The following is a 24,394-nucleotide window of genomic DNA, read 5'->3' as shown; positions in this document are numbered from 1 at the left end:
AATCGTTACTGCTTGATAATCAACCGGCGGACAGTAATACCGTCTGTGCGGCGGATTTCAACGAGATAAGTGCCCGGCGTCAGGTTGTGGGCTTCGAGCGAAGCTTCGTCGCTCCGGCCGATCTGACGGCCCTGGAGATCGAACAACCGGAGACCGGCGATGTTCTTACCTGTCACGACAATGCGTGATCCAACCGGGTTCGGAGACACGGCATAGGTACCGGTTACTTCCACCGAGGCCACACGGGAATAGTCCGTCTTGCCATCGGCATCTACCTGCTTGAGGCGGTAGTAGTTCACGCCGTCGAACGGCGCGGCATCGGCAAAGGAATAATCGCTGCGGGTCTGAACCGTACTGCCGGCTTTTACCGTACCGAGTGATTCGAACGTCCGGGCGTCCTTGCTGCGCTGTACTTCAAAATGGCTGGCATTGCGCTCGGAAGCAGTACTCCAGCGTACCGTAACCTGCTGCGTGGCAGAAACCTCCGCTGAAACGTTGAGCCAGGTCACCGGCGTCGGGTTTTCGGCGGTAATGCTGTACTGGGTAGCAGTCGGATAGTGGTCAGAGGTATTGGAAGCGTATCCGCTGACAGACGGGCGCAGCGAGGCCACATTACTCACGGCAACGGAAGTAGCCAGGGTACGGCCACCCGGCGCGGGGTTCGAGATTTCGTCCGATACAAAAAGGTGATCGATGAAATCCGAGTAGCTTGCCGTGCTGGCGCAACCGGCCGTGCTAAATACCTGCGTGACGCAATTCCAGCCGGCATTCGGGCGGGTATCGTTGATGTTGGTAGTCGTCGGGTTCGCATACAAAAACGCCTTCAGGCTGGAAATCTGACCGGTTCCGGCGATTGACTGATCGACGTCGTCGTTGAAGTCACCACCCATGATCACATTGGCAGACTGAAACTGCGTCTGAAGCGAATCATAGAGTACTTTGAAGTCGTACACACGACGGTCGTACGAGCTCTGATCAGAGCCTGATTTCGCGTGAAGAACGATGAAGTTGATCCGCGTTGCTTCCGTCGCGTCCTGAAGTTTAACATCGGCCTGGAACAGGAACGGCAAACGTCCGGAAGCCCAGAACTGGGAGTTGTTACCCGTCGGAAAACCGGTAATGACCGCGTTGGTCAGCATCGGGCGGGATGCGATTTTCGTGATCTGGTCCGTCCGGTAGATGATACATACCCGCTGGCCGAAGGGATCAGGGCTCGCGATTTCAGAGTAGGAATACCGGTTGGAGCATTCGCCGGCGTACAGGCGCGTAGGGAACGTAGCGTTGAGTCCCTGAAGAATGGAACCGAAGGACGTCGACGGATCCGCCGGATTTGCGGGGTTATAGCTGCACACTTCTTCCAGCATGAAGACGTCGGAACCAATGCCGTTGAGTACTGTCTTGACGTTGTTGAGCTGGGTGGTTTCGTTCGTCGGACCGAAACCGGTATTGCCGAGCCATTCGACGTTCCAGTTGGTGACGTCAAGTTTCTTTTCATCGGTGGCGACGGTCGCCGTTCCGCAGCTTCCTCCCGCCATCGGGGTAGAGCCGGGTACGTCGTCGGTCGACCGCGGCAGAATCTGGCAGACACTATTGAAAATCGTCACCACGCCGGTAGGCTTGAAAGTACCGGCCGGGCGGGTAGCACCGGCGAGGTTGGTCGTACCCAACACGCGCATGATCTGGGAGTTGCTCAGCGTATAGTTGGTGTTGGCGGAAGCAAAGGTCGCGCCGGTCGGACTCGTAATCGTCACATCTTCATCCAGCGTAATCAGTTCACCCTGGTGGTTGCAGATTTCGGCAGCTGTCACCAGCAGCGGAGAGACCGGGCTGTTGGCAGACGTCGTCTTCTTGAAGCAAGTCAGGTCTTTCAGTTCCTTCTCTGTATTATAAAGAGCAAGAGCACCGGTTACCTGTACTTCATCGCCGACAGCGATACCTTCCGGCTGAATACCGTTCTGGTCATAAATAAGGATACCGCCGGTGGCGTCCTGAATGTAGATATTGGTGGAAGAGAAAATCGCTGTGACACGGCCGGTGATGGTAAAAGTACCGCCGACGGTTCCGTTACGGGTTGAAAGAATGGACACGGAAGTCGCACCGCAGGGACTGTCGCCGGTAGGAGCCGGAGAAACCGCGCCGCTCACGGTAACATCCTTGGAAGCGGAGCCGCCGGCGTTGGTCACGGCGATCGTACCGGACGGCGGGTACATACCCGGGGTCAGGCCCAGCTTAAGGCGCACATATACCGGCGTCGACGCGAGCGTCGAATCGGAATACACAATAGTGAGGGTATCCTGGAAAGTCGTTCCATCATGCGAGACTTCGTAGTTGGCGGGAGCCGTCACGACAATCGGACCGGCCGCAAGATTGGAACCGGAAAGCGTGTAAGACTGAGCCGGAGACGTCGCAGCGCCTTCGACATACGTAAAGCCGGTCAATGAAGCGACAGAAGACGTAAGAACCGGGGTCGAAGCTGACTGTGTCGTTATCGTGATGGTTACATCATCGATCGAAAGTCCCTGATCGGCACCGGTGTGATCGGGATCATACCAACGAAGGACAATCTCCTCTCCCGGCAATACCTGCAAATTGCTGACGGAACTTGAAATCAGGACGCGGTTAGCTGCCAGGTTTCCGTTTAGCGCTCCGGCGGTACTTCCGGTCACCGGCGACGTAAAGTCCAGTGCTGAAACAGCGGTATACCCGGCCGGAAGCGCAGAAGCAGGATCAACACTGGTAAAAGCACCCGTTTTGTATGAAAACGTAGCAGTATTGGGTGTAGTCGCCGCGACCCGCCACTGCTCTCCGTAGTAGGAAAGGTTAAAGGACGTTACGATAGCGCCGGTATTGTTGACAAAACGAAGCGCATAAGCAAAATTGCCGGCAGCGGCATTGGACGAACCAATCGAACCAAGAGCACGGTCAGAGTCTGTCCCGAAAGAGTACAGTCCACCAGAGTTGCTGCTTCCGGTTCCTGTCAGGATAGTCGTACCTGTTCCGGTCCGGCTGCCATAAACGCCCACCTTGCCAAAGGTGGAGGCCCCATCTCCGTTGGCATTATTCTGCCAAGTCGGGGATCCGGTAGAAGGCAGAAAATTAAAGTTCTCGGTATAGGTACTACCCGTCAGCGAAATCTGTGCCCCGGCTACTCCCGCGAGCAGACAGCACAGCATGGCATACAAAAAGGTAAGTAGAGTTTTCCTCATCCTGTTTTGTGATTTGTTAGTTTGTGATTGGTGATGCAAAGCTACTTCGGCAGCGAAACAGCTCACCCTAATCTATATTAAGGATTCGTGAACTCAGGCCGCCTCTCCAATAATACCTAGAAAATATTAGTATATGCCTATTTCTGTACCGGACCAGCGGAGGAGCCGAACGGGGGCTTTATCGGAAAAGTATAATTTCTCTAAACTTATTCTGAGGGATACCTACGGAAAGTCAAATTTCGTCGCTAATTTTGCGGGCAATTTCAGGGCTAGTTCTCTTTCCCACTCTGAAACTTGTAACTCTGAATTCATAATAAATTCCAAGACTGCTGTATGGCATCAGTTAGACCCGACGAGGTATCGGCAATTCTGCGGGAGCAACTTTCCGGAGCTAAATCTTCCGCCGAACTCGAAGAAGTGGGTACGGTTCTCCAGATCGGCGACGGTGTGGCCCGTATTTACGGACTCTCCAATGTACAAGCTGGCGAATTGCTCGCTTTTGAAAATGGCGTAAAAGCACTGGCACTTAACCTCGAAGAAGACAATGTCGGGGCGGTATTGCTGGGGGATTCTTCCGAAATCAAGGAAGGAGACACGGTGAAGCGGACCCGTCAGGTAGCTTCCATCAAGGTAGGCGAAGGCATGATCGGCCGCGTCGTAAACACCCTTGGTGAAGCCATCGATGGAAACGGTCCTATCACCGGAGACCTCTACGACATGCCGATCGAGCGTAAGGCTCCCGGGGTAATCTACCGCCAGCCGGTCAACGAACCCCTTCAAACCGGTATCAAGGCAATCGATGCCATGATCCCCATCGGCCGTGGCCAGCGGGAGCTCATCATCGGTGACCGCCAGACCGGTAAGACGACGGTGGCAATCGACACCATCATCAACCAAAAGGAATTTTACGATGCCGGCCAGCCGGTATACTGTATCTACGTAGCCTGCGGTCAGAAGGCCTCTACCATCAAACAGGTAGAACAGGCCCTCCGCAAAGCCGGCGCCATGGCCTATACGGTTATTGTAGCTGCCGCTGCTTCTGATCCGGCTCCGATGCAATTCTATGCTCCGTTTACGGGCGCTGCCATCGGCGAATTTTTCCGTGACTCGGGACGCCCCGCATTGGTGGTGTATGATGACCTTTCGAAACAGGCTGTTGCCTACCGGACGGTTTCTCTCCTCCTCCGCCGCCCGCCGGGACGTGAAGCATACCCCGGTGACGTATTCTACCTCCACAGCCGCCTGCTGGAGCGTGCCGCGAAGGTCATCAACAACGATGCCATCGCTGCCTCGATGAACGACCTTCCGGACAGCCTTAAGCCCATCGTCAAAGGCGGTGGCTCCCTGACGGCTCTCCCGATCATCGAAACCCAGGCCGGTGACGTTTCTGCGTACATCCCGACGAACGTAATCTCCATTACCGACGGTCAGATCTTCCTCGAATCCAACCTGTTCAACGCAGGGGTTCGTCCGGCAATCAACGTAGGTATCTCCGTGAGCCGCGTAGGGGGTAACGCCCAGATCAAGTCCATGAAGAAAGTGGCCGGTACCCTGAAACTCGATCAGGCCCAGTTCCGCGAGCTCGAAGCCTTTGCCAAGTTTGGTTCTGACCTCGATGCTTCCACGAAACTGACCATCGAACGGGGTCGCCGCAACCTGGAAATCCTCATCCAGAAGCAGGGTTCTCCCCAGCGTGTGGAAGAGCAGGTAGCCATGATTCACGTGTCGACCAAAGGTCTGATCGATAAAGTCCCGGTCAACCAGGTTCGTCAATACGAAACAGATCTCATGAACCTGCTGCGCGATCAGCACGCTGATCTTCTTCAGAAGCTGAAAGCAGGCAAGTACGATGACGCGATTACTTCCGAGCTCGAAAAAGCGGCCAAGGAAGTAGCGCTCAAATATGAACTGGCTATTGCCTGATCCGATGTTCCGTAGCCCGCTGGTTTCCGGCGGGCTATACTCCTTTCTCACCGTGAACATCCTGTCAACCAAGCACAATGCCTAATTTAAAAGAAGTCCGTAACCGGATCGCGTCCGTCAACTCGACGCAGCAGATCACCAAAGCCATGAAAATGGTGGCGGCGGCGAAGCTGCGGAAAGCGCAGGACAATATCCTTCAGATGCGGCCCTACGCCCAAAAGCTGAACCAGATGCTTCAGACGGTTTCGGCCGGGGCAGAAGTGGCCAAAGAGAACCCCTTCCGCGTGGCTCGCCCGGTGGAAAAGGTACTGTTCGTCGTTGTGACGTCAGACCGGGGTCTCTGCGGGGCCTTCAACATGAACGTCAACAAGGCGGCCATGGCCCTGATCAGCGAAAAATATGCTTCCCAGAAAGCTGCCGGTAATGTCGATATCCTGTCGATCGGCCGCAAGGGCGGAGAATTTTTCGCACGGCGTCAATACAAAGTGAACCACAAGTTCGAAGATACGTATACCCGCCTGAGCTTCAGCGTGGTCCGTCAGGCCGCTGATGAAATCATGGCTGCCTTCCTCGAAGGCCGTTATGACGCAGTGGAAGTTATCTTCAACGAATTCAAGAACGTGGCGACGCAGATCGTCCGCACCGAGCAGCTCCTGCCCATTCCCGAAGAGGAAACAGGTGAGGCAACGGTCAAGGGCGACTATATTTTCGAGCCTTCGGAAGAAGAGATCATCAAGGAGCTTATTCCGAAGTCCCTCAAAATCAAGCTCTACCGGGCTGTACTCGAATCCAACGCGGCGGAACACGGCGCGCGGATGACGGCCATGGACAAGGCAACTGACAACGCAGGCGAACTCCTGAAGAACCTGCGGATCGAATACAACCGGTCACGCCAGGCTGCCATTACTACCGAAATTCTGGAAATCGTCGCCGGGGCAGAAGCCCTCGCGGCGGAATAAATTTTCCTATACAAAAAAAGCCCGGCGTCTTTGGATGCCGGGCTTTTTTTGTAGTAATGCTTTAAGCTTTAAGCCGTAAGCTTTGGGCCCGGGCGGCTGGCGAAAATAAAATCTTCGGAGAGCCCGCATATATTATCTGGTAAGAAGCTCCAGCTACGGGGGCGCTCCTCGAAAAACCAACTTTGGTACACATTCCAGCCAAAGCTTGCAGCCTAAAGTCCTTAGAAGCTTCGCTTCAAGGTTCCCACCGAATACCGGTCACCTGTTAATTTACCGGACGAAGTCCAACGCTAACAGCCTAAAGCTTTCAGAAGGTTCGCCTTAAGCCATCCAACGAATGCCTGCTACCTGCTAAATTGCCAGACGAAGCCCAAAGCTTATAGCCTATCGCTTACCGCCCAGAGCTTCCGACAACACCCCGCAGCCTCACCTTTTTCCAAACTATATTTTGAATAATAAACATTTTACCCCATATTCAGGGAGGCATTTTGTTCATTCAGCAAATATTATTCCCATTTTCTAACCTGAAATATGCTAAGCCGAGTTGCCAATTCCATTTACTGGATGAATCGCTACGTGGAACGTGCGGAGAATTATTCGAGGTTTGTAGATGTCAATTTCAACCTCATGCTCGACCTGCCGCCGAATGTGGAAGAACAGTGGGAACCCCTCATTATCGCGACGGCGGACAGCAAGATTTTTTACGAACATTATGAAACGCCGAGCCGGGAAAACATCCTGTTTTTCATGACGTTCGATCCGCGCAACCCCAACTCCATCCTCAGTTGCCTTCAGTATGCCCGGGAAAACGCCCGGACCATCCGCGAGACCATCTCCCGGGAAATGTGGGAGCAGCTCAACGCCCTCTACTGGATGGTCAAAGAAGCGGCTTCGCAATCGCAAAGCTGGGAAATGCGGCATTTTCAGGACTTTTTCGACGACATCAAGTTTGGTTGCCAGACGTTTTACGGCATCATCGATTCGACGATTACCCGCAACGAAGGCTGGCATTTCGGGCGGCTCGGGCGTATGCTCGAACGGGCCGATAAAACGACCCGCTTTCTCGACGTTAAGTACTTCACGCTTCTGCCGGATGTCGACGCCGTCGGCTCGCCGCTGGACCTGCTTTTATGGTCGTCGGTGCTGAAATCTGTTTCTGCTTACAACATGTACCGGCAGCGTTTCCGGAACATGTCTCCGGCCCATATTGTCGAATTCCTGATTCTGGAAAAGAATTTTCCCCGCTCCGTGATGCACTCGCTCAAGCGGGCGGAACTGTCGCTCTATGAGATCTCCGGCGGCTATATCGGCAACAGCTACACCAACAATGCCGAACGCATGCTCAGCAAACTGCGCAGTGAAATCGAGTTTATGACGATCGAAGATATCTTCAATACCGGCCTCCACGAGTTTCTGGATAACTTTCAGTCCAAAAACAACTGCGTCGGCGAAGCGATTTTCGAAACCTATTTCGATCTCAAGACAGTCGTCTGACAGCCAACGTCCCGAAAAGCAACAGGGATTTCCTACTTTTGCAGCAGGAACGACATACCTAACTCATCCACCATGACTTACTGCCTCGGCATCAAAACGCGAACCGGGCTGGTCGCATTGGCAGACACCCGCCTTACTTCGGGTTCGGAGGTGACGATCAACAAAAAGATCTCCATTCACGAGGTGGAGCATCACTCGCTGTTTATCATGACCTCCGGACTGCGCTCTGTCCGGGATAAGGCCATTACCTATTTCCGTGAAGTATTGTCTGAGCGGGATGCCAATTTCAACAAGCTCTACAAAGCGGTCAACGCCTTTGGCGAGCAGGTACGCCGCGTAGCCCGCGAGGATAAAATGGCGCTGGGGGAAGCCGGTCTTGCCTTTAACCTGTTTGCGATCGTCGGCGGGCAGCTGGAGGATGACGACGAGCACAAACTCTACCTGCTTTACCCGGAAGGCAACTGGATCGAAGTCGGGCCGAATACGCCTTTCTTCATCATCGGCAACAGCGGGTATGGCACGCCAATTCTCCGCCGGGGTCTGAAATACGAAACGCCTCTGCCCGACGCCCTGAAAATAGGCTTTCTGTCGTTTGACTCGACGCGCGTCAGCGCCAACGACGTTGATTTTCCGATTGACGTCGCCGTATACGAGCGCGATAGTTTCCACATGATCGAACACCGCTTCGAGAAAGAGGACGTCGAGCAAATTGCCCACCAGTGGGGCGCTTTGCTGGTTTCGTCTGTACAGCGGTTGCCGTCTGACTGGATGGCTCCGATCTTCGAGCATTCCCGGCAGCCTGCCGAATAGATCCCCGGCTGCTTCTCCCGGTTTTGGCCGTATTGGTCGCATTCTTCGGAGAAGCAGCCGGCATTTTGTACCTTTGCGCTGCGATTTCCGCCGGATCGTGGCTCATTCAGCCTGACTATCAACAGGTTGCAAACCGTCTTCGTTATGCACTACCGCATCCGTCATCAGCTGGCTTACCAGTATTCCAATTCTGTCGCCCTGGATCCCCAACGCCTCTACCTGCAGCCCAAGCAAACGGCTTTTCAGCGGACGGAGGAATTCCGGCTCGGCATTTTTCCGGAAAACGCGAAAGTCGTCTGCAATACTGATGCAGAGGGAAATACGCAGCACCTGGCTTTTTTCAAGCACCCCACGACAGAGCTTACTCTCATAGCCGAATCCATTGTTGAAACGACGCAGAGTAATCCCTTTGATTTTATTCTCTATCCGTTTGATGCACAGAAGCTTCCGCTGAAGTACTCCGACGCCGAGCGCCGGTTACTGGGAGCCTATTTTGAGAAAGAGGGGATCACGCCGCATGTTGAGCAGTTTGCGCGGCTGGTCGCCACCGAAAACCGCTGGGATACGCTTCGCTTCCTGATGGGGCTCAACGAGGCCATTCATGGTTTTTCCTATGAAATCCGGGAAGAAGGGGCGCCGCTGGCGGCCGACGTCACGCTCGGAGCGCGCAAAGGCTCCTGCCGGGACTATGCGGTCCTGTTCATGACCTGCTGCCGCGCGTTTGGTATACCGGCGCGGTTTGTCAGTGGGTATTACTTCGGGGGAGCAGAAGGCGCGCAATACCTGCATGCCTGGGTGGAAGTATACTTGCCCGGAGCGGGCTGGAGAGGTTTCGATCCGACGCAGAACTGCCTCGCGGCAGATATGCACATCGTTCTGGCTACATCCGCGATTCCGGAAATGATTACGCCGGTATCCGGAACCTACTGGGGCCAGGCAGAATCGGGCCTTGAAGTACAGGTGGCGATTACCCCGATGGTGTACTCGCTCAACAACTGATCTTCAAGACCCGACTATTACTTACAGATTGATTGCTTCAATTCCGGATACTTCCGGCACCTGACGGCGGATGGCATCTTCGATACCGCCCTTAAAGGTCATGGCCGACATGGAACAGGAACCGCAGGCACCAACAAGCTCCAGGCGAACAACATTATCGTCTGTGATTTCGGTTACGCGGACATTTCCCCCATCCGCTTCCAGGTACGGGCGGATGCTGTTGAGAGCCTGCTCTACTTTTTCGCTTAACGGATGTTCCAATTTGGTTTCCATATTTCTCGTATAATACGTCGTCTGCGGCACTGCGCCTGAATTTTCAGAATCTGCAAACTAGCGCAGAAATCTCTGAAAAAAAACGAAGAAACGATCTAAATTATGCCTTTTCGCCGTCTTCTTTTCCCTAAACCGTCATTTCGACCGGTTTAGTTCGTTCCTGCGTCGCATTCCGGATAGCTACCCGCCGGGCAAGTGCTTCGGCTGCCGTCCGGAAGGCTTCTCCAGTGGTTTCGTCGGTTTGCGTGGCGATGGGCCGTCCTTCGTCTCCCGCTTCCCGGATACCCTGCACGAGGGGAATTTCACCGAGGAAGGGAACGTCAAAATGCTCGGCCAGCCATTTTCCTCCTCCTTTTCCGAAGAGATAATATTTATTTTCCGGCAATTCGGCTGGTGTAAAGTAGGCCATGTTTTCGATCACACCCAATACCGGAACGTTGATCTGCGGCTGGAGAAACATCTGCATACCTTTTCGGGCGTCGGCCAGGGCCACTTTTTGCGGCGTCGTGACGATCACGGCACCCGTAACGGGCGCTGATTGCACCAGCGTCAGGTGAATATCGCCGGTTCCGGGCGGCAGGTCGATCAGGAGGTAATCCAGTTCGCCCCAGTTGACGTCTCCCATCATTTGACGAAGCGCCTGACTGGCCATCGGTCCGCGCCAGACCATTGCGCTGTCGGCCGGAACGAGGAAGCCCATTGAAATCATTTTTATGCCATACTGGATAATCGGATTGATGCGGTTCTTGCCGTCTACCACCGTTACCGTCGGCTGCATTTCTTCCGCACCGAACATGACCGGAATCGAAGGACCGTAAATATCCGCGTCGAGAATACCCACCTTCGCGCCGGCGTTTTTGAGTGCTACGGCCAGGTTGGCGGTTACCGTCGATTTGCCGACGCCTCCTTTACCGGAGGCAATCGCGATCACGTTTTTCACCGTTTCCAGTACGGTGCGGTTGCCAAAGACCGTTTTGGTCACGTCAGCAGACATGTGAATAACCACCCGCAGTTCCGGATCAACCAGCTTGTGAATGGCATCTTCACAGCTTTGACGGATCTGTTCCTTGAGCGGACAGGCCGGCGTCGTAAGCACAACGGTAAAGCGCACCTCTCCTACTCCCAGTTCCACGTCCTTGATCATCTCAAGCGTGACCAGGTCTTTCTTCAGGTCCGGCTCTTCTACGGTGCTCAATGCCCGCAGGATATCCTCCTTTTTGATTCGTAATTCGCCCATAGTGTACTAAAAAAAGACGCTGATAGCCTCAGCGTCTCGTCAGCCTAACCACAAAGGTAGGCAGTAAGTTCGTATGCCCGAACCTTCTTTTATTTCTCTTTCACATTCAGGACCGCCTGGCTGGCAGGCTGGTTCGGACAACCCGTACACGGGTAGGGTGTTACTTCCTGAACCGTTACTTCGAAGAGGCGGCCTCCGGCCTTGATCTCTGTATCGTTCTTCGGCAACTGGGCATCGGCACCGAAATACCGCTCTCCTTTCACTTCTTCACCGCCGGCTGTCAGACTGAACGATACTTTGGCCCACCCCAGGTGAATACAGTTGGCGTTCATGGGGCAGCGGCTGTCTTCGATGTTCAGTACTTTCACTGATACGTCGCCGCTTGCAAAGGAGGCCTTGTCGCTCTGGTTGATCGACAGGGCTAATGCTTTTGAGTCTGCCGGTTTCTGGATGTCTTTCTGCTGACAGGCGGACAGCAGCACAAGACCGAGAAGGAAGTACTTTTTCATGGAGGAAATCAAGGTTTTAGTTGACTTTCTCCAGACACCCTGTGCTTATGAAAGGTTGGAAGACGAGAGGATCGCCGCGATTCTTTTTCTCACCTCTTCCTGTTCTGCGGAGGTATCGGGGCCGTCTGCCCATTCTTCCAGCGACTGAAGCAGTTTCCGGAGAAAAGAAAGGTGCGCCTCTGACGCCGGATTGAACGGGCGATGGTCAAGGGATTTACGGATACGGGCCCATTCTGCCAGCCAGCGGTGCAGGGCGCTGTCGAAATAGGCTCCGGCAAATTTTTCGAAGATGTACTGCTCGGCCTGTCTGCTCGGGTGAAGAAGATCGTCGGCGTAAAACCGGTAATCCCGCAGGTCGTCGAGCAGAAGTTCATATGCCGGGAAATAGCCGACATCGGAATAGTCTGTCGTCAGGTAATGGCAGGCCGCCCGCAGAATGGATTTCGAAACGGCGTTGTCAGGCATGCCGTCCTTACCATGACGTACAGGACTGACTGTCAGAACAATACGCAAGTCTGGACGAAGTTCCTTCAACAGCTGGTACGTCTTGCCAAAATCCCTGCAAATATCCTTGACACTGATGAGGTCCCGCACAAATAACCCTGATGGCTGCTTGTGACAATTAGCAACATAGACCGGTGGCTCCTGCAACTGATATACCCAGGCGCTGCCGAACGTCAGCAACAGGATATCCGCGGTGCGAAGCGCTTCGCCCAGTACTGCCAGCCGTCGACGCAGCTCCTCCTCCAGCTCTTCCCGCGTAGCGCCGGCGACCGAAGAATGTACCTCGTAATGCAGCCAGCGGCCGTCGTGCTGAAGGAATAGCCGCCCGTCAGGCTCCGTCTCACCCAACGCTGCGCGGATCAGCCGGAACAGGGCCGGCGGATGAAACTGGGTTCCGAACGGATTGTGCAGGCAGGAAAGCCGGGCGTCGGTCAGTCTGGTAGCGACGACGTCGGCAAAGCACGAACCGAGCGATACCACCCTGGAAGCCGGCGTCAGCTTCCAGGGTGAAACGGGAACGGTAAACTCGGTACGGAAAGCGTTCATAGCTACCTGGCTCCGAAAATGGCACTGCCAACACGTATCAGCGTACTTCCTTCGGCGACGGCGAGGGGATAATCCCCGCTCATCCCCATCGACAGTTCGTACAACTGACAGTTTGCCCGTACGGGCAGCGATACCTTCATGCGGTCAAAAAACTGTTTGAGCGAACGGAACTCGGCCCGGACCTGCTCTTCACTGTCTGTGTTGGACGCCATGCCCATCAGTCCGACAATGCGGATATGTTCGAGCGATGCCAGCTCATCGGAAAGCAGCAGTTCTTCTGCTTCTTCCATCGACAAGCCGAACTTGGTCTCTTCCATGGCGATGTATACCTGTAGCAGGCAGTCGATCACGCGGCCGGCTTTTTCTGCCTGGCGGTCAATTTCTTTCAGCAGCTTCAGGCTGTCGACCGAATGAATCAGTGAAACAAACGGCGCGATGTATTTGACTTTATTGGACTGCAAATGCCCGATGAGGTGCCACTCGATGTCTTTCGGCAGCACTTCCCATTTGGCGACCATTTCCTGCACCTTGTTTTCTCCAAAAACCCGGGCTCCGGCGTCGTAGGCTTCTCTGAGCACTTCGGGCGGATGGGTCTTCGTGACGGCGACCAGTCTGGCGGCGGTACCCTGCAGGCCGTTTTCAATGGAATGCAGATTTTCGGCGATACTCATGATGGACAACATTTCCGCAAAAGTAGCGCGAACAAGGCGTTACTATTGCATCACAAGCCGGTGACATTTTCACAAGGAACTGCTTATTTGACTTTCCTGACTTGGTTTCTAGCGCTGAAAATGTAGTTTTGTCCGAACGTACCGTCCATTTTAAGACTTCATGGAACCCTACGACTATTCACAGCCGACACCTCAGAAAAGCTCCGATAAAAAAAATTACTTCATTGCCGCCCTGGTGGTTATGGCGGGTTTGATCGGGGTGCTGGGCTTCCTCTACTTCCAGGAACGGGGCGAGCGCGAATCGTTGTCCTCCCGAACCGTTGAACAGCAACGGGAACTGCTGAAAGCCAATACCAAGCTGGACTCGATCTCGACACAGCTCGACGCCAAAATTGCCGAAATCCGGATGCTGGGCGGCAATATCGACGAGCTGATGCAGATGAAAAATCAGCTGGAAGAAGACAAACAGGCACTGGTCAATGCCACGGCCAACGACGTTAAGAAATACGAAGAAAAGATCCGTCACTACAACGAAGTACTCGCCAGCAAGGACAAGGAAATTGTCCGGTTGCGGGAAGAAAACGGCGTACTGACGACGAAGAACCAGGAGCTGTCGGCCAGTAATGAGGGATTGAAAACGGAGCTGTCGACCGCCAAACAAAGCTATTCCGATTCGATCAGTAACCTGAAAACGAGTAATCAGGAGCTGGCGGACAAGGTTACGATGGCCGCTGCGCTCAAGGCGCAGAATGTCATGGTATATGCGATCAATTCCCGCGGGAAAGAGCGTGAAAAGATCCGCGCCGACAAGATCGACCAGATCCGCATCGCGTTCGGACTGAACGATAATCCGCTCACCGAACAAAATGGCAAAGACATTTTCGTACGCGTACTCGACCCGGCCGGCGCGATCATTTCTGACATGGCTACCGGATCTGGCACGTTCGACTACCAGCACAAAGAGATGATCTATACCATCAAGAAACAGATTACCTACCAGGGTAACGGGCAGATGGTCGACATTATCTACAAACGAGGAACACCCTTCAAAAAAGGCAAACACCTCATCGAACTCTACTCCGAAGGGTTTAAGATCGGGGAAGGGACGTTTGAAGTACGGGGTGGGTTGTTTTGAGGACGTTGAGCGGGCTGGCAGTGTGCCAGCCCTTTTTGTTTTCGGTTTTCTGTTTTCAGTTGAGGGACCAGATCTGGTCGCTTGCCGTTTTCAGTTTTCTGTCTTCTGTTTTCGGTTGCTGGTAACAGACCTGGTCGCCCGCCGTTCGTAGCATCCGCTACGAACTTTTTAATTGGTAGGCTGCGCCTACCCATATCATCCGGTAAGTTGAGAGGTTCGAAATGAGATCATATTATATAACAGGTTATTCTATCAAAATATAAGGAAGCCTCTTACTGATTCTGCAACACGGTAGGCGCAGCCTACCCATTAAAAAGTTCGTAGCGGATGCTACGAACGGCGGGCGACCAGGTCTGTTACCAGCAACTGAAAACAGAAGACCGAAAACTGAAAACAAAAACGGCAAGCGACCAGGTCTGGTCCCCCAACTGAAAACCGAAAACTGAAAACCGAAAACACCTAGTCCCCATAACTTCCCCTCCACCCCTTGCTTTTTCAATACAACTCCCTATCTTTGCACCTCATTTTTCAGTAACTATCTATTAATCATTTTTTTCCGTACTAACACCATGTCACAAAAGCAGTACGAGACAGTATTCATCCTTACTCCCGTTTTGTCTGACGTCCAGACGAAGGATACTGTCGACAAATTCAAGAAGGTGTTGACTGACAACGGTGCCCAAATCGTCCACGAAGAAGCGTGGGGCCTCAAAAAGCTGGCCTACCCGATTCAAGGCAAGGGAACCGGTTTCTATCACCTCGTCGAGTTCACGGCCGATTCGGACGTAATCGCCACGCTGGAAACGGAATATCGCCGCGATGAGCGGGTGATGCGTTTTCTCACCGTTTCTCTGGACAAGCACGCGATTGCTTACAACGAGCGCAAGCGTAAGGGTCTGGTCGGTAAGAAACAGGAAGCTCCTGCTGAAAACTAAAAAACAGGCGCCCTCCGGGAGCTAATCCCCGGGCTTCATCTCAATCATTCACGACTATGTCACTGCAGAACGAACCTCTGGATAAAAACCAGAACCGCAAGAAATACGACCGCTTCAAGAAAGCCGGTATCAAGTACATTGATTACAAGGATCCCAACTTCCTGCTGAAGCTGTTGAATGACCAGGGCAAGATCCTTCCGCGTCGTCTGACCGGAACTTCTCTGAAGAACCAGCGCAAGGTAGCTCAGGCCGTGAAGCGTGCCCGTCACATCGGACTGCTTCCCTACGTAGGCGATTCATTAAAGTAAGAGCAGCGGCCGGTCTGATCCGGTCGGGACAATTGTAAACTCATTCAAGAAAAATGGAAGTTATTCTCAAAACCGATATCGCGGGGCTGGGTTACAAAAACGACATCGTTGCGGTTAAGCCGGGCTACGGTCGGAACTACCTGATTCCCCAGGGCTTCGCGGTTATGGCCAGCGAAACCAACAAGAAAGTACTTGCTGAAAACATCAAGCAAGCTGCTCACAAAGCCGAAAAACTGAAGAAGGATGCCGAAGATTTGGCAGCCGCTATCGGTGATCTGACCCTCGAAATCGCTGCGAAAGTAGGCGAAAGCGGACGGATCTTCGGCCGGGTTACCAACACCCAGATCTCTGATTCCCTGCGTGCAAAAGGATTCGAAGTGGATCGCAAGAAGATCACCCTGAATTCTGAAGTAAAAGCTCTCGGCGAATACACCGCTACGCTCGACCTCCACAAGGAAGTAAAGCACCAGGTGAAATTCAACGTGGTAGCTGAATAAGCGACCTTTTCGCAAAAAAGCCCTTTCTGGAAACAGGAAGGGCTTTTTTTGTGCATGAGCAGAGGGCATAGGTAGCTCTCCTGCCTCTGTCTTTTTTTTAATTCTGCGCAGAAAAGAGCGGTCTCCGGCAAACACTTCTATCTTTGCCCCGCTGAAAAGCCAAACTTTAGGGGTGCTCGCATGGCGGGCTGAGATGATACCCTTGGAACCTGAACAGGTTAGGACCTGCGAAGGGAAAAGTGAGACAGCATTCTTTCTGTGCCCGTATGCGCCCGCATACGCGAGTTTCTCTACTTTTTCGGGAACCCTCCTGTTTGTGCTTTCATGCCTCATGAAACACAACGATGACTGTATTTGTCAATCAACAACCCATTGAGGAAGCGGACGCTGCTACACTGCTGCAGCTGCTGACCCGCCTGTCGCTCTCCGACAAGAAAGGCATCGCCGTAGCCGTCGACGCCGCCGTCGTTCCCCGAGCCTTCTGGGGAACCACTCCGCTTACCGCCAATCAGAAAATCACCATTCTTCAAGCCACTCAGGGAGGGTAACATGAAACAGGAAAAACTGCCTTCGTCACAGGCCATCACGCGGGAACCGCTCAGCGGATCGCGGAAAGTGTATGTTCAGGGAGAACGCGTCCGCGTTGCGATGCGGGAAATCGAACTCGGCGACACGGTTTCGTTTGTCAACGGCAAGGAAGTCCGCCAGCCTAACGCAGCTGTTACGGTTTACGACACCAGCGGGCCCTATACCGACCCCGCTGTTGATATCGACCTCAAAAAGGGCCTTCCCCGCCTGCGGGAGGCCTGGATCACGGAACGGGAGGACGTTGACCGGCTCGACGCCTTCACCTCTGCCTACGCCAACGAGCGCCTGGCCCGGACCGAGCTCGACACCCTGCGTTTCGAGCACCTGACGACCCCTTACCGGGCGAAAGCCGGCCGGAATGTAACCCAGCTCCACTACGCCCGCCAGGGTATCATCACCCCTGAAATGGAATACATCGCCATCCGGGAAAACCAGCGCATTGAAGCGCAAAAAGGCGCCCTGGCTCACCAGCACCCCGGACAGAGCTTCGGCGCACGTACGCCGAACGGGCCGATTACCGCCGAATTCGTACGTCAGGAAGTCGCGGCCGGACGGGCCATTATTCCCGCTAATATCAACCACCCGGAAGCCGAGCCGATGATTATCGGACGGAACTTCCTCGTGAAAATCAATACCAACATCGGCAACTCCGTCGTCTCCTCCAGTATTGAAGAAGAAGTAGAAAAAGCGGTATGGAGCTGTCGCTGGGGCGGAGATACGCTGATGGATCTTTCCACCGGCAAAAATATTCACGAAACGCGGGAGTGGATTATTCGTAACTGCCCGGTCCCGGTAGGCACAGTACCCATTTACCAGGCGCTGGAAAAGGTAAACGGCAAGGCCGAAGACCTTACCTGGGAGATTTTCCGGGATACGCTCATCGAACAGGCCGAACAGGGCGTCGACTACTTCACGATCCATGCCGGCGTATTGCTTCGGTATATTCCGCTGACAGCCAGACGGGTAACCGGCATCGTTTCCCGCGGGGGAAGTATCCTCGCCAAATGGTGCCTCGCTCACCACAAGGAGAACTTCCTGTATACTCATTTCGAGGAAATCTGCGAAATCATGAAGGCGTATGACGTCTCCTTCTCGCTGGGAGACGGCCTGCGCCCCGGCTCCATCGCCGATGCCAACGACGCCGCCCAGTTTGCCGAACTGGAAACCCTCGGTGAACTGACCAAAATCGCCTGGAAGCACGATGTTCAGGTGATGATCGAAGGACCGGGGCACGTTCCGATGCACCTCATCAAGGAGAATATGGACAAGCAGCTCGCCCATTGCGACGAAGCGCCGTTCTATACCCTCGGGCCCCTCACTACTGACATTGCGCCTGGCTATGACCACATTACCTCCGGTATCGGCGCGGCCATGATCGGCTGGTTCGGCACAGCCATGCTTTGCTATGTCACCCCGAAGGAACACCTCGGTCTGCCTAACAAAAAAGATGTAAAAGACGGCGTCATCACGTACAAAATCGCCGCCCATGCCGCCGACCTTGCCAAGGGGCATCCGGGAGCGCAGTACCGCGACAACGCCCTGTCCAAAGCACGCTTCGAGTTCCGGTGGGAAGACCAGTTCAACCTGTCCCTCGATCCGGATACGGCCCGGGAATTTCACGACGAAACGCTCCCGGCCGAAGGCGCCAAACTGGCCCACTTCTGCTCGATGTGCGGGCCGCATTTCTGCTCGATGAAAATCACGCAGGACGTCCGGGCATACGCCGAAGAACACGGCCTGGGCGACGAAGAAGTACTCGGCCATGCTATGCTCGAAAAATCCCGGGAATTTGCCGAACAGGGAGGAGAACTATACCTATGATCCAGCGGGAGCGACCATATGCGCTGTCGATCGCCGGCCTGGACCCATCGGCCGGAGCCGGGCTGCTTGCCGACGTCAAGACTTTTGAGACCTGCCGGGTCTATGGTCTTGGCGTTTGCACGGCGCTGACGGTCCAGCATGATTCCCGGTTTGATTCCGTCGACTGGGTAGCCTTCCCGCAGATTCAGGCACAGTCTGCCCTCCTGCTCGAACGGTACCCGGTTTCGGTCATCAAAATAGGGCTGATTGAATCGTATGAAGTACTCGACCGGCTGGTATCCTGGCTCGCGGCCAACTGGCCGGCGATTACCCTGATCTGGGACCCGATTCTGAAGGCTTCTGCCGGGTTCGCGTTTCACGACGGTACCCCCGCACACTCACTCGACGCTCTGAGCCTGATCACGCCCAATATGCCCGAGAGCATTCAGCTCTCAGGACATTCCGACGCCAGGGAAGGAGCGTTGATGCTCAGTACCCATTGCCCGGTTTACCTGAAAGGCGGCCATGCCGGTGGGGAAGTGTTCATTACCGACAGGCTTTACCAGAAAGGCACGGAAACGGCTCATTATACCTCTCCTTTTCTGCCTTCGGGAGAAAAGCACGGCAGCGGCTGCGTGGTTTCTTCGGCGATAGCCGCCGGACTGGCCCTGGGACGGTCTCTGCCGGAAGCCTGCGCATTCGCGAAAGAGTATACCGGCCAGTTTCTGGGCAGTACTCCAACTCTACTTGGTTTTCACTCATGATCACATCCCTGCACTACCTCGTCACCAATGCCCGCCAGGCCGAAGAAGCCTGCCGCGGGGGGGTACGGTGGATACAGCTTCGCCTTAAAAATATGCCGTATGAGGCGTGGAAGGAGACGGCCCTGTCTGTTCAGGAAGTCTGTATCCGTTACAATACCATCCTGATTATCAATGACAATCCCAAATTGGCTAAGGAAATCGGCGCGAATGGTGTTCATCTCGGGAAAGAAGATATGCCCGTCGCCGAAGCCCGCCGCCTGCTTGGACCGGATTTTCTGATCGGGGGAACGGCGAATACGTTCGAAGATGTACTCCGCCACCTCCGGGACGGTGCCGACTATGTAGGTCTCGGGCCATTCCGGTTCACTCCAACCAAAGAAAAGCTCAGCCCGATCCTGGGGCTGACCGGGTACGAAAACCTGCTCAACCGGCTCCGGCAGGAGGTTGCCTCCCTCCCTGTTATCGCTATCGGCGGCATCACGGCCGCGGATATTCCGGCCTTGTTTGCCACCGGCATACATGGCATCGCCGTTTCGTCGGCTATTCACCAATCGCCTGATCCGGAAGGACAGGCCCGTCATTTTCTAGCTGAAATACACCATGCAACCGCTTCAACTTGCTGACCGGGTATTCACCTCCCGTTTGTTTACAGGTACGGGGAAATTCGGCTCGGTTTCTGTTATGACCGAAGCACTCCGGGCTTCGGGGACCGAACTGGTGACCGTAGCCCTCAAGCGCGTACATGCCGACGACCCCGGCGATGAAATGCTCGCCGGGCTGAGCGGGATTCCCCTGCTTCCGAATACCTCCGGCGTCCGCAACGCGAGAGAAGCGGTATTCGCCGCCCAAATGGCACGGGAAGCCCTCGAAACCCATTGGATCAAGCTCGAAATACACCCCGACCCCCGGTACCTGCTCCCTGATCCGATCGAGACACTTGCCGCGGCGGAAGAGCTCGCCCGGCTCGGCTTTGTGGTGCTACCCTATGTCCACGCCGATCCCGTACTCTGCAAGCGGCTGGAAGAGGCCGGCGCGGCTGCCGTCATGCCGCTGGCTGCTCCTATCGGCAGCAACAAGGGACTGAAAACGTTTGATTTTCTGGAGATTATCATCGCGCAAAGCCGCGTTCCGGTCGTAGTGGATGCCGGTCTGGGAGCGCCTTCTCATGCCGCCGCAGCGATGGAAATGGGCGCCGACGCGGTACTCGTCAACACAGCCATCGCGGTATCCGAAGACCCCGTGCGGATGGCACAGGCCTTCCGAATGGCGGTCGAAGCCGGCCGGATGGCGTGGGAAGCCCGCCTCGCGCCGGTAGTATCCCATGCCGTTGCCAGTAGTCCACTCACTGCTTTTCTGGAGGACTGACGATGTTCCGGGACTTATTTGATACCTATTGCTGGGAAGAGGTAGTCGGGCAAATCTACACCGCTACGCCACGCCAGGTGGAAGCCGCACTGGCCGCGCCTACCCGGTCGCTGGCCGATTTCGCTGCGCTGATTTCACCCGCCGCGCGGCCGTATCTGGAAACGATGGCCCGCCTCAGCCACGAGCGTACGTTGCGTCGCTTTGGGAAGACGATGCAACTGTACGCGCCGCTGTACCTGTCGAACGAATGCCAGAATATCTGCACGTATTGCGCTTTTTCGGTCGACAATAAAATCCGCCGCAAAACACTGACAGACAGCGAAATACTTGAAGAAGCCGCCGCGCTGAAGGCGATGGGATACGAACATATTTTGCTGGTAACGGGCGAAGCAGTACCCTTCGTCGGCGTGCCGTATCTGCGGCATTCCCTGGCGCTGCTGCGGGATCAGTTTCCACATCTGTCGATGGAAGTACAGCCGCTGGATCAGCAGGATTATGAACTGCTTCGCGACGACGGCCTGCATGCTGTACTCGTTTACCAGGAAACCTATCACAAAGACGCCTACAAGACCCATCATCCAAAGGGCAAAAAGTCAAACTTTTACTACCGCCTGGATACTCCGGATCGTCTGGGTAAGGCAGGTATTCACAAGATCGGACTTGGGGCGTTGTTGGGTCTGGAAGACTGGCGGGCCGATAGTTTCTTCACGGCCCTGCACCTCCGCTACCTCGAAAAGACATACTGGAAAAGCCGGTTCAGCCTGTCCTTTCCGCGCCTGCGACCGATCCAGCTCGGAGAATCCTCCCGTTCGTTCCGGGATGTCATGACGGATGCCGAACTGGTGCAGCTTATCTGCGCTTTCCGGCTGTTTGACGAAGACGTCGAACTCTCCCTGTCCACGCGGGAAGCGCCCAAATTCAGAGATGCGCTGATCCGCCTGGGTATCACGAGCCTCAGTGCCGGCTCGAAAACGAACCCCGGCGGCTATAGCGTCGAGCCCCAATCGCTGGAGCAGTTTGAGATTTCGGACGAACGTTCCCCCTCCGAAATGGCCGAAATCATCCGGCGTCAGGGGTATTCAGTGGTATGGAAAGACTGGGACACCTCTCTCACCGGCGTATGACAACCGAACAACGCACCCGCTACAGCCGGCACCTCAAACTCCCGGAAATCGGGGAATCCGGTCAGGAAAAAATCAACGCCGCCCGCGTAGCCGTCGTCGGCGCAGGTGGCCTGGGCTGCCCGCTGCTGCAGTACCTGGCAGCGGCGGGGGTTGGCCACATCGGCATTTTTGACGGCGACACCATCGCGCTGAGTAACCTCCAGCGGCAGGTACTGTACCGCCCGCAGGATGTCGGACAATCCAAAGCGCTCGTCGCCGCGACGCTCCTTCGTGAGCAGAATCCGCTTATCGAGGTAACTGCTTTTCCGGAATACCTGCAACGGGGTACGATTCTCTCATTTTTGGAAGACTATGATATCGTGGTCGACGGATCAGATAATTTCGATACCCGTTACCTGGTCAACGACGCCTGCGTCATTCTCGGAAAACCCCTTGTATTCGGTTCGATTTACCGCTTTGAAGGGCAGGTAAGCGTACTCAACCACCGCGGCGGACCGACCTACCGCTGCCTCTACCCTGAGCCGGGCGAGCTGGCTGCCTGTTCGGAAGCAGGCGTACTTGGCGTATTGCCGGGTATTACGGGGACGCTGATGGCCGCGGAGGTCATCAAACTCTGCGCGGGTATCGGCGATCCGCTGAGCGGCCGGTTGCTGCTTTTCGATGCGCTGTCGATGGTTTTCAACGTTTTTTCCTTCTCTCTTCGTCCGGAAAATGCGGCGATCGATGCGTTGCCGGATACGACATATGTCTGCGAAACCGACGAGATCGACCCCGCCGCGCTGTTTCCACTGGAAGAAGACGCGGTATTGATCGATGTCCGGGAAGTTTCGGAATACGAGGACGAAAATATCGGCGGAAAAAATATTCCCCTGTCGGAGCTCGAAAACCGGCTGACCGATATACCGCGAAACGTTCCTGTATACGTGCATTGCCAGTCCGGCGTTCGCAGCCGCACGGCGGTCCGTCTGCTACAGGATCACGGGTTCCGGAATGTCGTTCAGGTTCGCGGCGGGTTAGCGGCTATCCTGCGTTACGGCGTTTTGTAACGCACGGAGGGCAGCGACCGGATCGGGAGCCTGCCACAAGGTCCCCATGACTGCGGCGCCGTCGAACCCGGCTGCAACGAGCATGCAAACATTGGCCGGTGTGACGCCACCCAGCGCGATCAGTAGCGGGAGGACCGGTATTTCCTGCCGGATACGGCTGATTTCGGCGGCTGTTTCAGCCAGGGGTGCCGTCGGTCCATAGCCCGGTTTGGATATACTGGGAAAGACGGGACTGAAAAATACCATGTCCGCAGAAAGACCCGGCCAATCAATCAACCGGTGGATACTTGTCGAAAAAGAATGACTATTTGCGTCCCGTTCCTGCTCTTTACTATGCCGTAGAAAGGGTATGGGAGTCTCCCGCGCGACAAGGATACGGGATACGTACGCAGCCGGCAGCGAAGTCAGCACATCGGTTGGCGCGGCAGAACGCCAGTACAGGTAATCCAGGCCGCTTTCGAAGAGGCGCTGAACCAGATCCGGCGAAAGACCCTCATCTTCTGTAATCGCCACAAGCAGAAACCGCTTCATAGAGGAGTGATGCGGAGCAGTGCCTCTCCTGCGGCGTTGCGGGCGAGCGTAACCGGTCCGTCCTGCGACAAAAAAATACCTTCTCCGGCAAACGCCGGCATCAAAAAGCGCGCCTCATATCTCTGAAGTACAGCACTTTGCCGAAAGATTTCCCGAAGCAACAGCAACGCAGGCAGGATCGCCTGCCCGCCTGTATGTATGGGATTATCGTCTCCCGAAAACGCCAGGTATTCCGCCAATTCTTCCCGCGAGATACGAAACGGACCGACAGGCTCCGAAGCGCTTTGCCGTACTTCCCTGCCCGGAACGAGCGTTACCCAGAGCCAGACCTGTTCCCGGGGCAGGTACCCGGTGATAACCGCGGCCCGGCCCGTTAGTACGATACCCGGCTGGCCCGGCTCCGCCGTTACAGACAAACGCGCAATCACCCAGCCGTGCAGGGCGGGTGACCGGTAGGTACGAAGCGTATCGGCGATGGCTGAAATCATAAAAAAAGCCCGGCTTAACCGGGCTGTGTATCAGGAGTTCTGCAGCGTTCCGAGGAGAGACTTGAACTCCTCCCAGTTAGGCAGAATCTGGTCTTTGGCAGAAACAGTAGGCGCTTCAATTCCGTATTCCGACAGGCCCCAGTCGATTCCCAGTGCCGGGTCATTCCAGAGCAGGCCGGACTCGGCCGCCTTGTTATACAAGTTGGTACACTTGTACATGAAGGTAGCTTCTTCAAGGGCAACGAACCCGTGGGCAAAACCGCCGGGTACCCAGAGCATATTGCCGCGGGAAGCCGTCAGCAAAAATTTCTCGTGCTGCCCGAACGTCGGAGAATCGGGGCGGATGTCCACCACGACGTCCAATACGCTCCCCTGCGTACACCGGACCAGCTTTCCCTGCGCATGCGGCTGGTGCTGGCAGTGAAGTCCGCGGAGAACTCCCTTTTTGGACCAGGAGTGATTATCCTGAACGAATTGGCAAGCTGTGGGGAGATTAGCTTCCGCGAACGTTTTTTCGTTATATGACTCCCAGAAGAAGCCTCGTTCGTCTTCGAAAATCCGGGGAAAGAGTTCAATCAATCCAGCGAGCTGGCCAGGACGAAATTCCATGCAATGCGTAAGGGGTTGTGAGTTTGAAAATGTCACTACAATTTTGCAGAGCAAAAATAGGAATAAGTAACGG

General features: G+C 55.0%; 25 protein-coding genes and 1 riboswitch. Of the genes, 16 read left to right on the top strand and 9 right to left on the bottom strand.

Annotated features, from left to right (window positions below; translation table 11 throughout):
* Positions 1–5: 5 nt before the first annotated feature.
* Positions 6–3,206, bottom strand: a complete 3,201-nt coding sequence (locus BLR09_RS16455) for a DUF5689 domain-containing protein (RefSeq protein ID WP_093204599.1) — start codon at positions 3,204–3,206, stop codon at positions 6–8.
* A 333-nt stretch (positions 3,207–3,539) separates the two neighbouring features.
* Here BLR09_RS16455 and atpA point away from each other — a divergent pair, with 333 nt between their 5' ends.
* From atpA to BLR09_RS16430, 5 genes are all read left to right on the top strand, one after another.
* On the top strand, positions 3,540–5,129 hold the full coding sequence (gene atpA / locus BLR09_RS16450; protein WP_093204595.1) for a F0F1 ATP synthase subunit alpha: 1,590 nt from the start codon (positions 3,540–3,542) through the stop codon (positions 5,127–5,129).
* Positions 5,130–5,206: 77 nt separating this feature from the next.
* Complete coding sequence (gene atpG / locus BLR09_RS16445; RefSeq protein ID WP_093204592.1) at positions 5,207–6,088, top strand: ATP synthase F1 subunit gamma; 882 nt, start codon at positions 5,207–5,209, stop codon at positions 6,086–6,088.
* A 531-nt stretch (positions 6,089–6,619) separates the two neighbouring features.
* Positions 6,620–7,582: an alpha-E domain-containing protein gene (locus BLR09_RS16440; RefSeq protein WP_093204590.1), complete on the top strand. Its 963-nt coding sequence runs from the start codon at positions 6,620–6,622 to the stop codon at positions 7,580–7,582.
* 72 nt (positions 7,583–7,654) lie between these two features.
* Positions 7,655–8,392, top strand: coding sequence for a proteasome-type protease (locus BLR09_RS16435; RefSeq protein ID WP_093204587.1), 738 nt, complete (start codon positions 7,655–7,657; stop codon positions 8,390–8,392).
* Positions 8,393–8,536: 144 nt separating this feature from the next.
* On the top strand, positions 8,537–9,391 hold the full coding sequence (locus tag BLR09_RS16430; RefSeq protein ID WP_093204585.1) for a transglutaminase family protein: 855 nt from the start codon (positions 8,537–8,539) through the stop codon (positions 9,389–9,391).
* Between the two features lie 21 nt (positions 9,392–9,412).
* On the opposite strand, the gene BLR09_RS16425 is transcribed toward BLR09_RS16430, so the two are convergent.
* The 5 genes from BLR09_RS16425 to BLR09_RS16405 form a co-directional block, all read right to left on the bottom strand.
* A complete protein-coding gene (locus BLR09_RS16425) occupies positions 9,413–9,664 on the bottom strand; it encodes a NifU family protein (protein ID WP_093205325.1) in 252 nt (83 codons plus the stop codon).
* 127 nt (positions 9,665–9,791) lie between these two features.
* A complete protein-coding gene (locus BLR09_RS16420) occupies positions 9,792–10,901 on the bottom strand; it encodes an Mrp/NBP35 family ATP-binding protein (protein ID WP_093204581.1) in 1,110 nt (369 codons plus the stop codon).
* A gap of 89 nt (positions 10,902–10,990) precedes the next feature.
* The gene (locus BLR09_RS16415) at positions 10,991–11,410 is read right to left on the bottom strand and encodes a hypothetical protein (protein WP_093204579.1); all 420 of its coding nucleotides are present in this window, start codon (positions 11,408–11,410) and stop codon (positions 10,991–10,993) included.
* A 45-nt stretch (positions 11,411–11,455) separates the two neighbouring features.
* Complete coding sequence (locus BLR09_RS16410) at positions 11,456–12,460, bottom strand: GSCFA domain-containing protein (protein WP_093204576.1); 1,005 nt, start codon at positions 12,458–12,460, stop codon at positions 11,456–11,458.
* 2 nt (positions 12,461–12,462) lie between these two features.
* Positions 12,463–13,131, bottom strand: a complete 669-nt coding sequence (locus tag BLR09_RS16405) for a YggS family pyridoxal phosphate-dependent enzyme (protein WP_176785578.1) — start codon at positions 13,129–13,131, stop codon at positions 12,463–12,465.
* 160 nt (positions 13,132–13,291) lie between these two features.
* Here BLR09_RS16405 and BLR09_RS16400 point away from each other — a divergent pair, with 160 nt between their 5' ends.
* The 11 genes from BLR09_RS16400 to moeB all read left to right on the top strand — a co-directional run bounded on the left by BLR09_RS16400 (position 13,292) and on the right by moeB (position 22,693).
* On the top strand, positions 13,292–14,266 hold the full coding sequence (locus tag BLR09_RS16400; protein ID WP_093204572.1) for a hypothetical protein: 975 nt from the start codon (positions 13,292–13,294) through the stop codon (positions 14,264–14,266).
* Positions 14,267–14,835: 569 nt separating this feature from the next.
* Complete coding sequence (gene rpsF, locus BLR09_RS16395; protein WP_093204570.1) at positions 14,836–15,201, top strand: 30S ribosomal protein S6; 366 nt, start codon at positions 14,836–14,838, stop codon at positions 15,199–15,201.
* Positions 15,202–15,257: 56 nt separating this feature from the next.
* Entirely contained in the window at positions 15,258–15,509 is a 252-nt protein-coding gene (gene rpsR / locus BLR09_RS16390) for a 30S ribosomal protein S18 (RefSeq protein WP_093204567.1), read from the top strand.
* A 53-nt stretch (positions 15,510–15,562) separates the two neighbouring features.
* Positions 15,563–16,006 (top strand): 50S ribosomal protein L9, encoded by a 444-nt coding sequence (gene rplI, locus BLR09_RS16385; protein ID WP_093204565.1) that lies wholly within the window; start codon positions 15,563–15,565, stop codon positions 16,004–16,006.
* A gap of 158 nt (positions 16,007–16,164) precedes the next feature.
* A riboswitch (TPP riboswitch) is annotated at positions 16,165–16,259 on the top strand.
* A 91-nt stretch (positions 16,260–16,350) separates the two neighbouring features.
* Positions 16,351–16,554, top strand: a complete 204-nt coding sequence (gene thiS / locus BLR09_RS16380; protein WP_093204562.1) for a sulfur carrier protein ThiS — start codon at positions 16,351–16,353, stop codon at positions 16,552–16,554.
* A 1-nt stretch (position 16,555) separates the two neighbouring features.
* Positions 16,556–18,415 (top strand): phosphomethylpyrimidine synthase ThiC, encoded by a 1,860-nt coding sequence (gene thiC / locus BLR09_RS16375; protein WP_093204560.1) that lies wholly within the window; start codon positions 16,556–16,558, stop codon positions 18,413–18,415.
* A complete protein-coding gene (locus BLR09_RS16370; protein WP_093204556.1) occupies positions 18,412–19,158 on the top strand; it encodes a hydroxymethylpyrimidine/phosphomethylpyrimidine kinase in 747 nt (248 codons plus the stop codon). Before thiC ends, BLR09_RS16370 begins: the two co-directional genes overlap by 4 nt.
* On the top strand, positions 19,155–19,781 hold the full coding sequence (locus BLR09_RS16365) for a thiamine phosphate synthase (protein WP_093204553.1): 627 nt from the start codon (positions 19,155–19,157) through the stop codon (positions 19,779–19,781). The genes BLR09_RS16370 and BLR09_RS16365 overlap by 4 nt, the downstream gene beginning before the upstream one ends.
* Positions 19,759–20,523 carry a thiazole synthase gene (locus tag BLR09_RS16360; protein ID WP_093204551.1) on the top strand — a complete coding sequence of 255 codons (765 nt, stop codon included), beginning with the start codon at positions 19,759–19,761 and terminating at the stop codon, positions 20,521–20,523. The genes BLR09_RS16365 and BLR09_RS16360 overlap by 23 nt, the downstream gene beginning before the upstream one ends.
* A 2-nt stretch (positions 20,524–20,525) precedes the next feature.
* The gene (thiH, locus tag BLR09_RS16355) at positions 20,526–21,647 is read left to right on the top strand and encodes a 2-iminoacetate synthase ThiH (protein WP_093204548.1); all 1,122 of its coding nucleotides are present in this window, start codon (positions 20,526–20,528) and stop codon (positions 21,645–21,647) included.
* Positions 21,644–22,693, top strand: a complete 1,050-nt coding sequence (gene moeB / locus BLR09_RS16350) for a HesA/MoeB/ThiF family protein (RefSeq protein ID WP_093204545.1) — start codon at positions 21,644–21,646, stop codon at positions 22,691–22,693. The genes thiH and moeB overlap by 4 nt, the downstream gene beginning before the upstream one ends.
* Here moeB and BLR09_RS16345 read toward each other — a convergent pair.
* From BLR09_RS16345 to rfbC, 3 genes are read right to left on the bottom strand one after another with little or no spacing between them, the layout of a single operon-like run.
* Positions 22,661–23,224 carry a thiamine phosphate synthase gene (locus tag BLR09_RS16345; protein WP_093204543.1) on the bottom strand — a complete coding sequence of 188 codons (564 nt, stop codon included), beginning with the start codon at positions 23,222–23,224 and terminating at the stop codon, positions 22,661–22,663. The two genes, moeB and BLR09_RS16345, sit on opposite strands and share 33 nt — an antisense overlap.
* Positions 23,221–23,712, bottom strand: a complete 492-nt coding sequence (locus BLR09_RS16340) for a hypothetical protein (RefSeq protein ID WP_093204539.1) — start codon at positions 23,710–23,712, stop codon at positions 23,221–23,223. Before BLR09_RS16340 ends, BLR09_RS16345 begins: the two co-directional genes overlap by 4 nt.
* 30 nt (positions 23,713–23,742) lie before the next feature.
* Positions 23,743–24,321, bottom strand: coding sequence for a dTDP-4-dehydrorhamnose 3,5-epimerase (gene rfbC / locus BLR09_RS16335; protein WP_093204536.1), 579 nt, complete (start codon positions 24,319–24,321; stop codon positions 23,743–23,745).
* Positions 24,322–24,394 lie beyond the last annotated feature (73 nt).

The organism is Siphonobacter aquaeclarae (genome assembly GCF_900103285.1).
GTDB lineage: Bacteria > Bacteroidota > Bacteroidia > Cytophagales > Spirosomataceae > Siphonobacter > Siphonobacter aquaeclarae.
The sequence above is the reverse complement of the archived record's forward strand: the minus strand, read 5'-3'. Positions and strand labels throughout refer to the sequence as shown.

Coding starts and splice junctions, on each gene's coding strand:
- BLR09_RS16455 (WP_093204599.1), bottom strand. CDS start 3,206: ATGAGGAAAACTCTACTTACCTTTTTGTATGCCATGCTGTGCTGTCTG.
- atpA (WP_093204595.1), top strand. CDS start 3,540: ATGGCATCAGTTAGACCCGACGAGGTATCGGCAATTCTGCGGGAGCAA.
- atpG (WP_093204592.1), top strand. CDS start 5,207: ATGCCTAATTTAAAAGAAGTCCGTAACCGGATCGCGTCCGTCAACTCG.
- BLR09_RS16440 (WP_093204590.1), top strand. CDS start 6,620: ATGCTAAGCCGAGTTGCCAATTCCATTTACTGGATGAATCGCTACGTG.
- BLR09_RS16435 (WP_093204587.1), top strand. CDS start 7,655: ATGACTTACTGCCTCGGCATCAAAACGCGAACCGGGCTGGTCGCATTG.
- BLR09_RS16430 (WP_093204585.1), top strand. CDS start 8,537: ATGCACTACCGCATCCGTCATCAGCTGGCTTACCAGTATTCCAATTCT.
- BLR09_RS16425 (WP_093205325.1), bottom strand. CDS start 9,664: ATGGAAACCAAATTGGAACATCCGTTAAGCGAAAAAGTAGAGCAGGCT.
- BLR09_RS16420 (WP_093204581.1), bottom strand. CDS start 10,901: ATGGGCGAATTACGAATCAAAAAGGAGGATATCCTGCGGGCATTGAGC.
- BLR09_RS16415 (WP_093204579.1), bottom strand. CDS start 11,410: ATGAAAAAGTACTTCCTTCTCGGTCTTGTGCTGCTGTCCGCCTGTCAG.
- BLR09_RS16410 (WP_093204576.1), bottom strand. CDS start 12,460: ATGAACGCTTTCCGTACCGAGTTTACCGTTCCCGTTTCACCCTGGAAG.
- BLR09_RS16405 (WP_176785578.1), bottom strand. CDS start 13,131: ATGAGTATCGCCGAAAATCTGCATTCCATTGAAAACGGCCTGCAGGGT.
- BLR09_RS16400 (WP_093204572.1), top strand. CDS start 13,292: ATGGAACCCTACGACTATTCACAGCCGACACCTCAGAAAAGCTCCGAT.
- rpsF (WP_093204570.1), top strand. CDS start 14,836: ATGTCACAAAAGCAGTACGAGACAGTATTCATCCTTACTCCCGTTTTG.
- rpsR (WP_093204567.1), top strand. CDS start 15,258: ATGTCACTGCAGAACGAACCTCTGGATAAAAACCAGAACCGCAAGAAA.
- rplI (WP_093204565.1), top strand. CDS start 15,563: ATGGAAGTTATTCTCAAAACCGATATCGCGGGGCTGGGTTACAAAAAC.
- thiS (WP_093204562.1), top strand. CDS start 16,351: ATGACTGTATTTGTCAATCAACAACCCATTGAGGAAGCGGACGCTGCT.
- thiC (WP_093204560.1), top strand. CDS start 16,556: ATGAAACAGGAAAAACTGCCTTCGTCACAGGCCATCACGCGGGAACCG.
- BLR09_RS16370 (WP_093204556.1), top strand. CDS start 18,412: ATGATCCAGCGGGAGCGACCATATGCGCTGTCGATCGCCGGCCTGGAC.
- BLR09_RS16365 (WP_093204553.1), top strand. CDS start 19,155: ATGATCACATCCCTGCACTACCTCGTCACCAATGCCCGCCAGGCCGAA.
- BLR09_RS16360 (WP_093204551.1), top strand. CDS start 19,759: ATGCAACCGCTTCAACTTGCTGACCGGGTATTCACCTCCCGTTTGTTT.
- thiH (WP_093204548.1), top strand. CDS start 20,526: ATGTTCCGGGACTTATTTGATACCTATTGCTGGGAAGAGGTAGTCGGG.
- moeB (WP_093204545.1), top strand. CDS start 21,644: ATGACAACCGAACAACGCACCCGCTACAGCCGGCACCTCAAACTCCCG.
- BLR09_RS16345 (WP_093204543.1), bottom strand. CDS start 23,224: ATGAAGCGGTTTCTGCTTGTGGCGATTACAGAAGATGAGGGTCTTTCG.
- BLR09_RS16340 (WP_093204539.1), bottom strand. CDS start 23,712: ATGATTTCAGCCATCGCCGATACGCTTCGTACCTACCGGTCACCCGCC.
- rfbC (WP_093204536.1), bottom strand. CDS start 24,321: ATGGAATTTCGTCCTGGCCAGCTCGCTGGATTGATTGAACTCTTTCCC.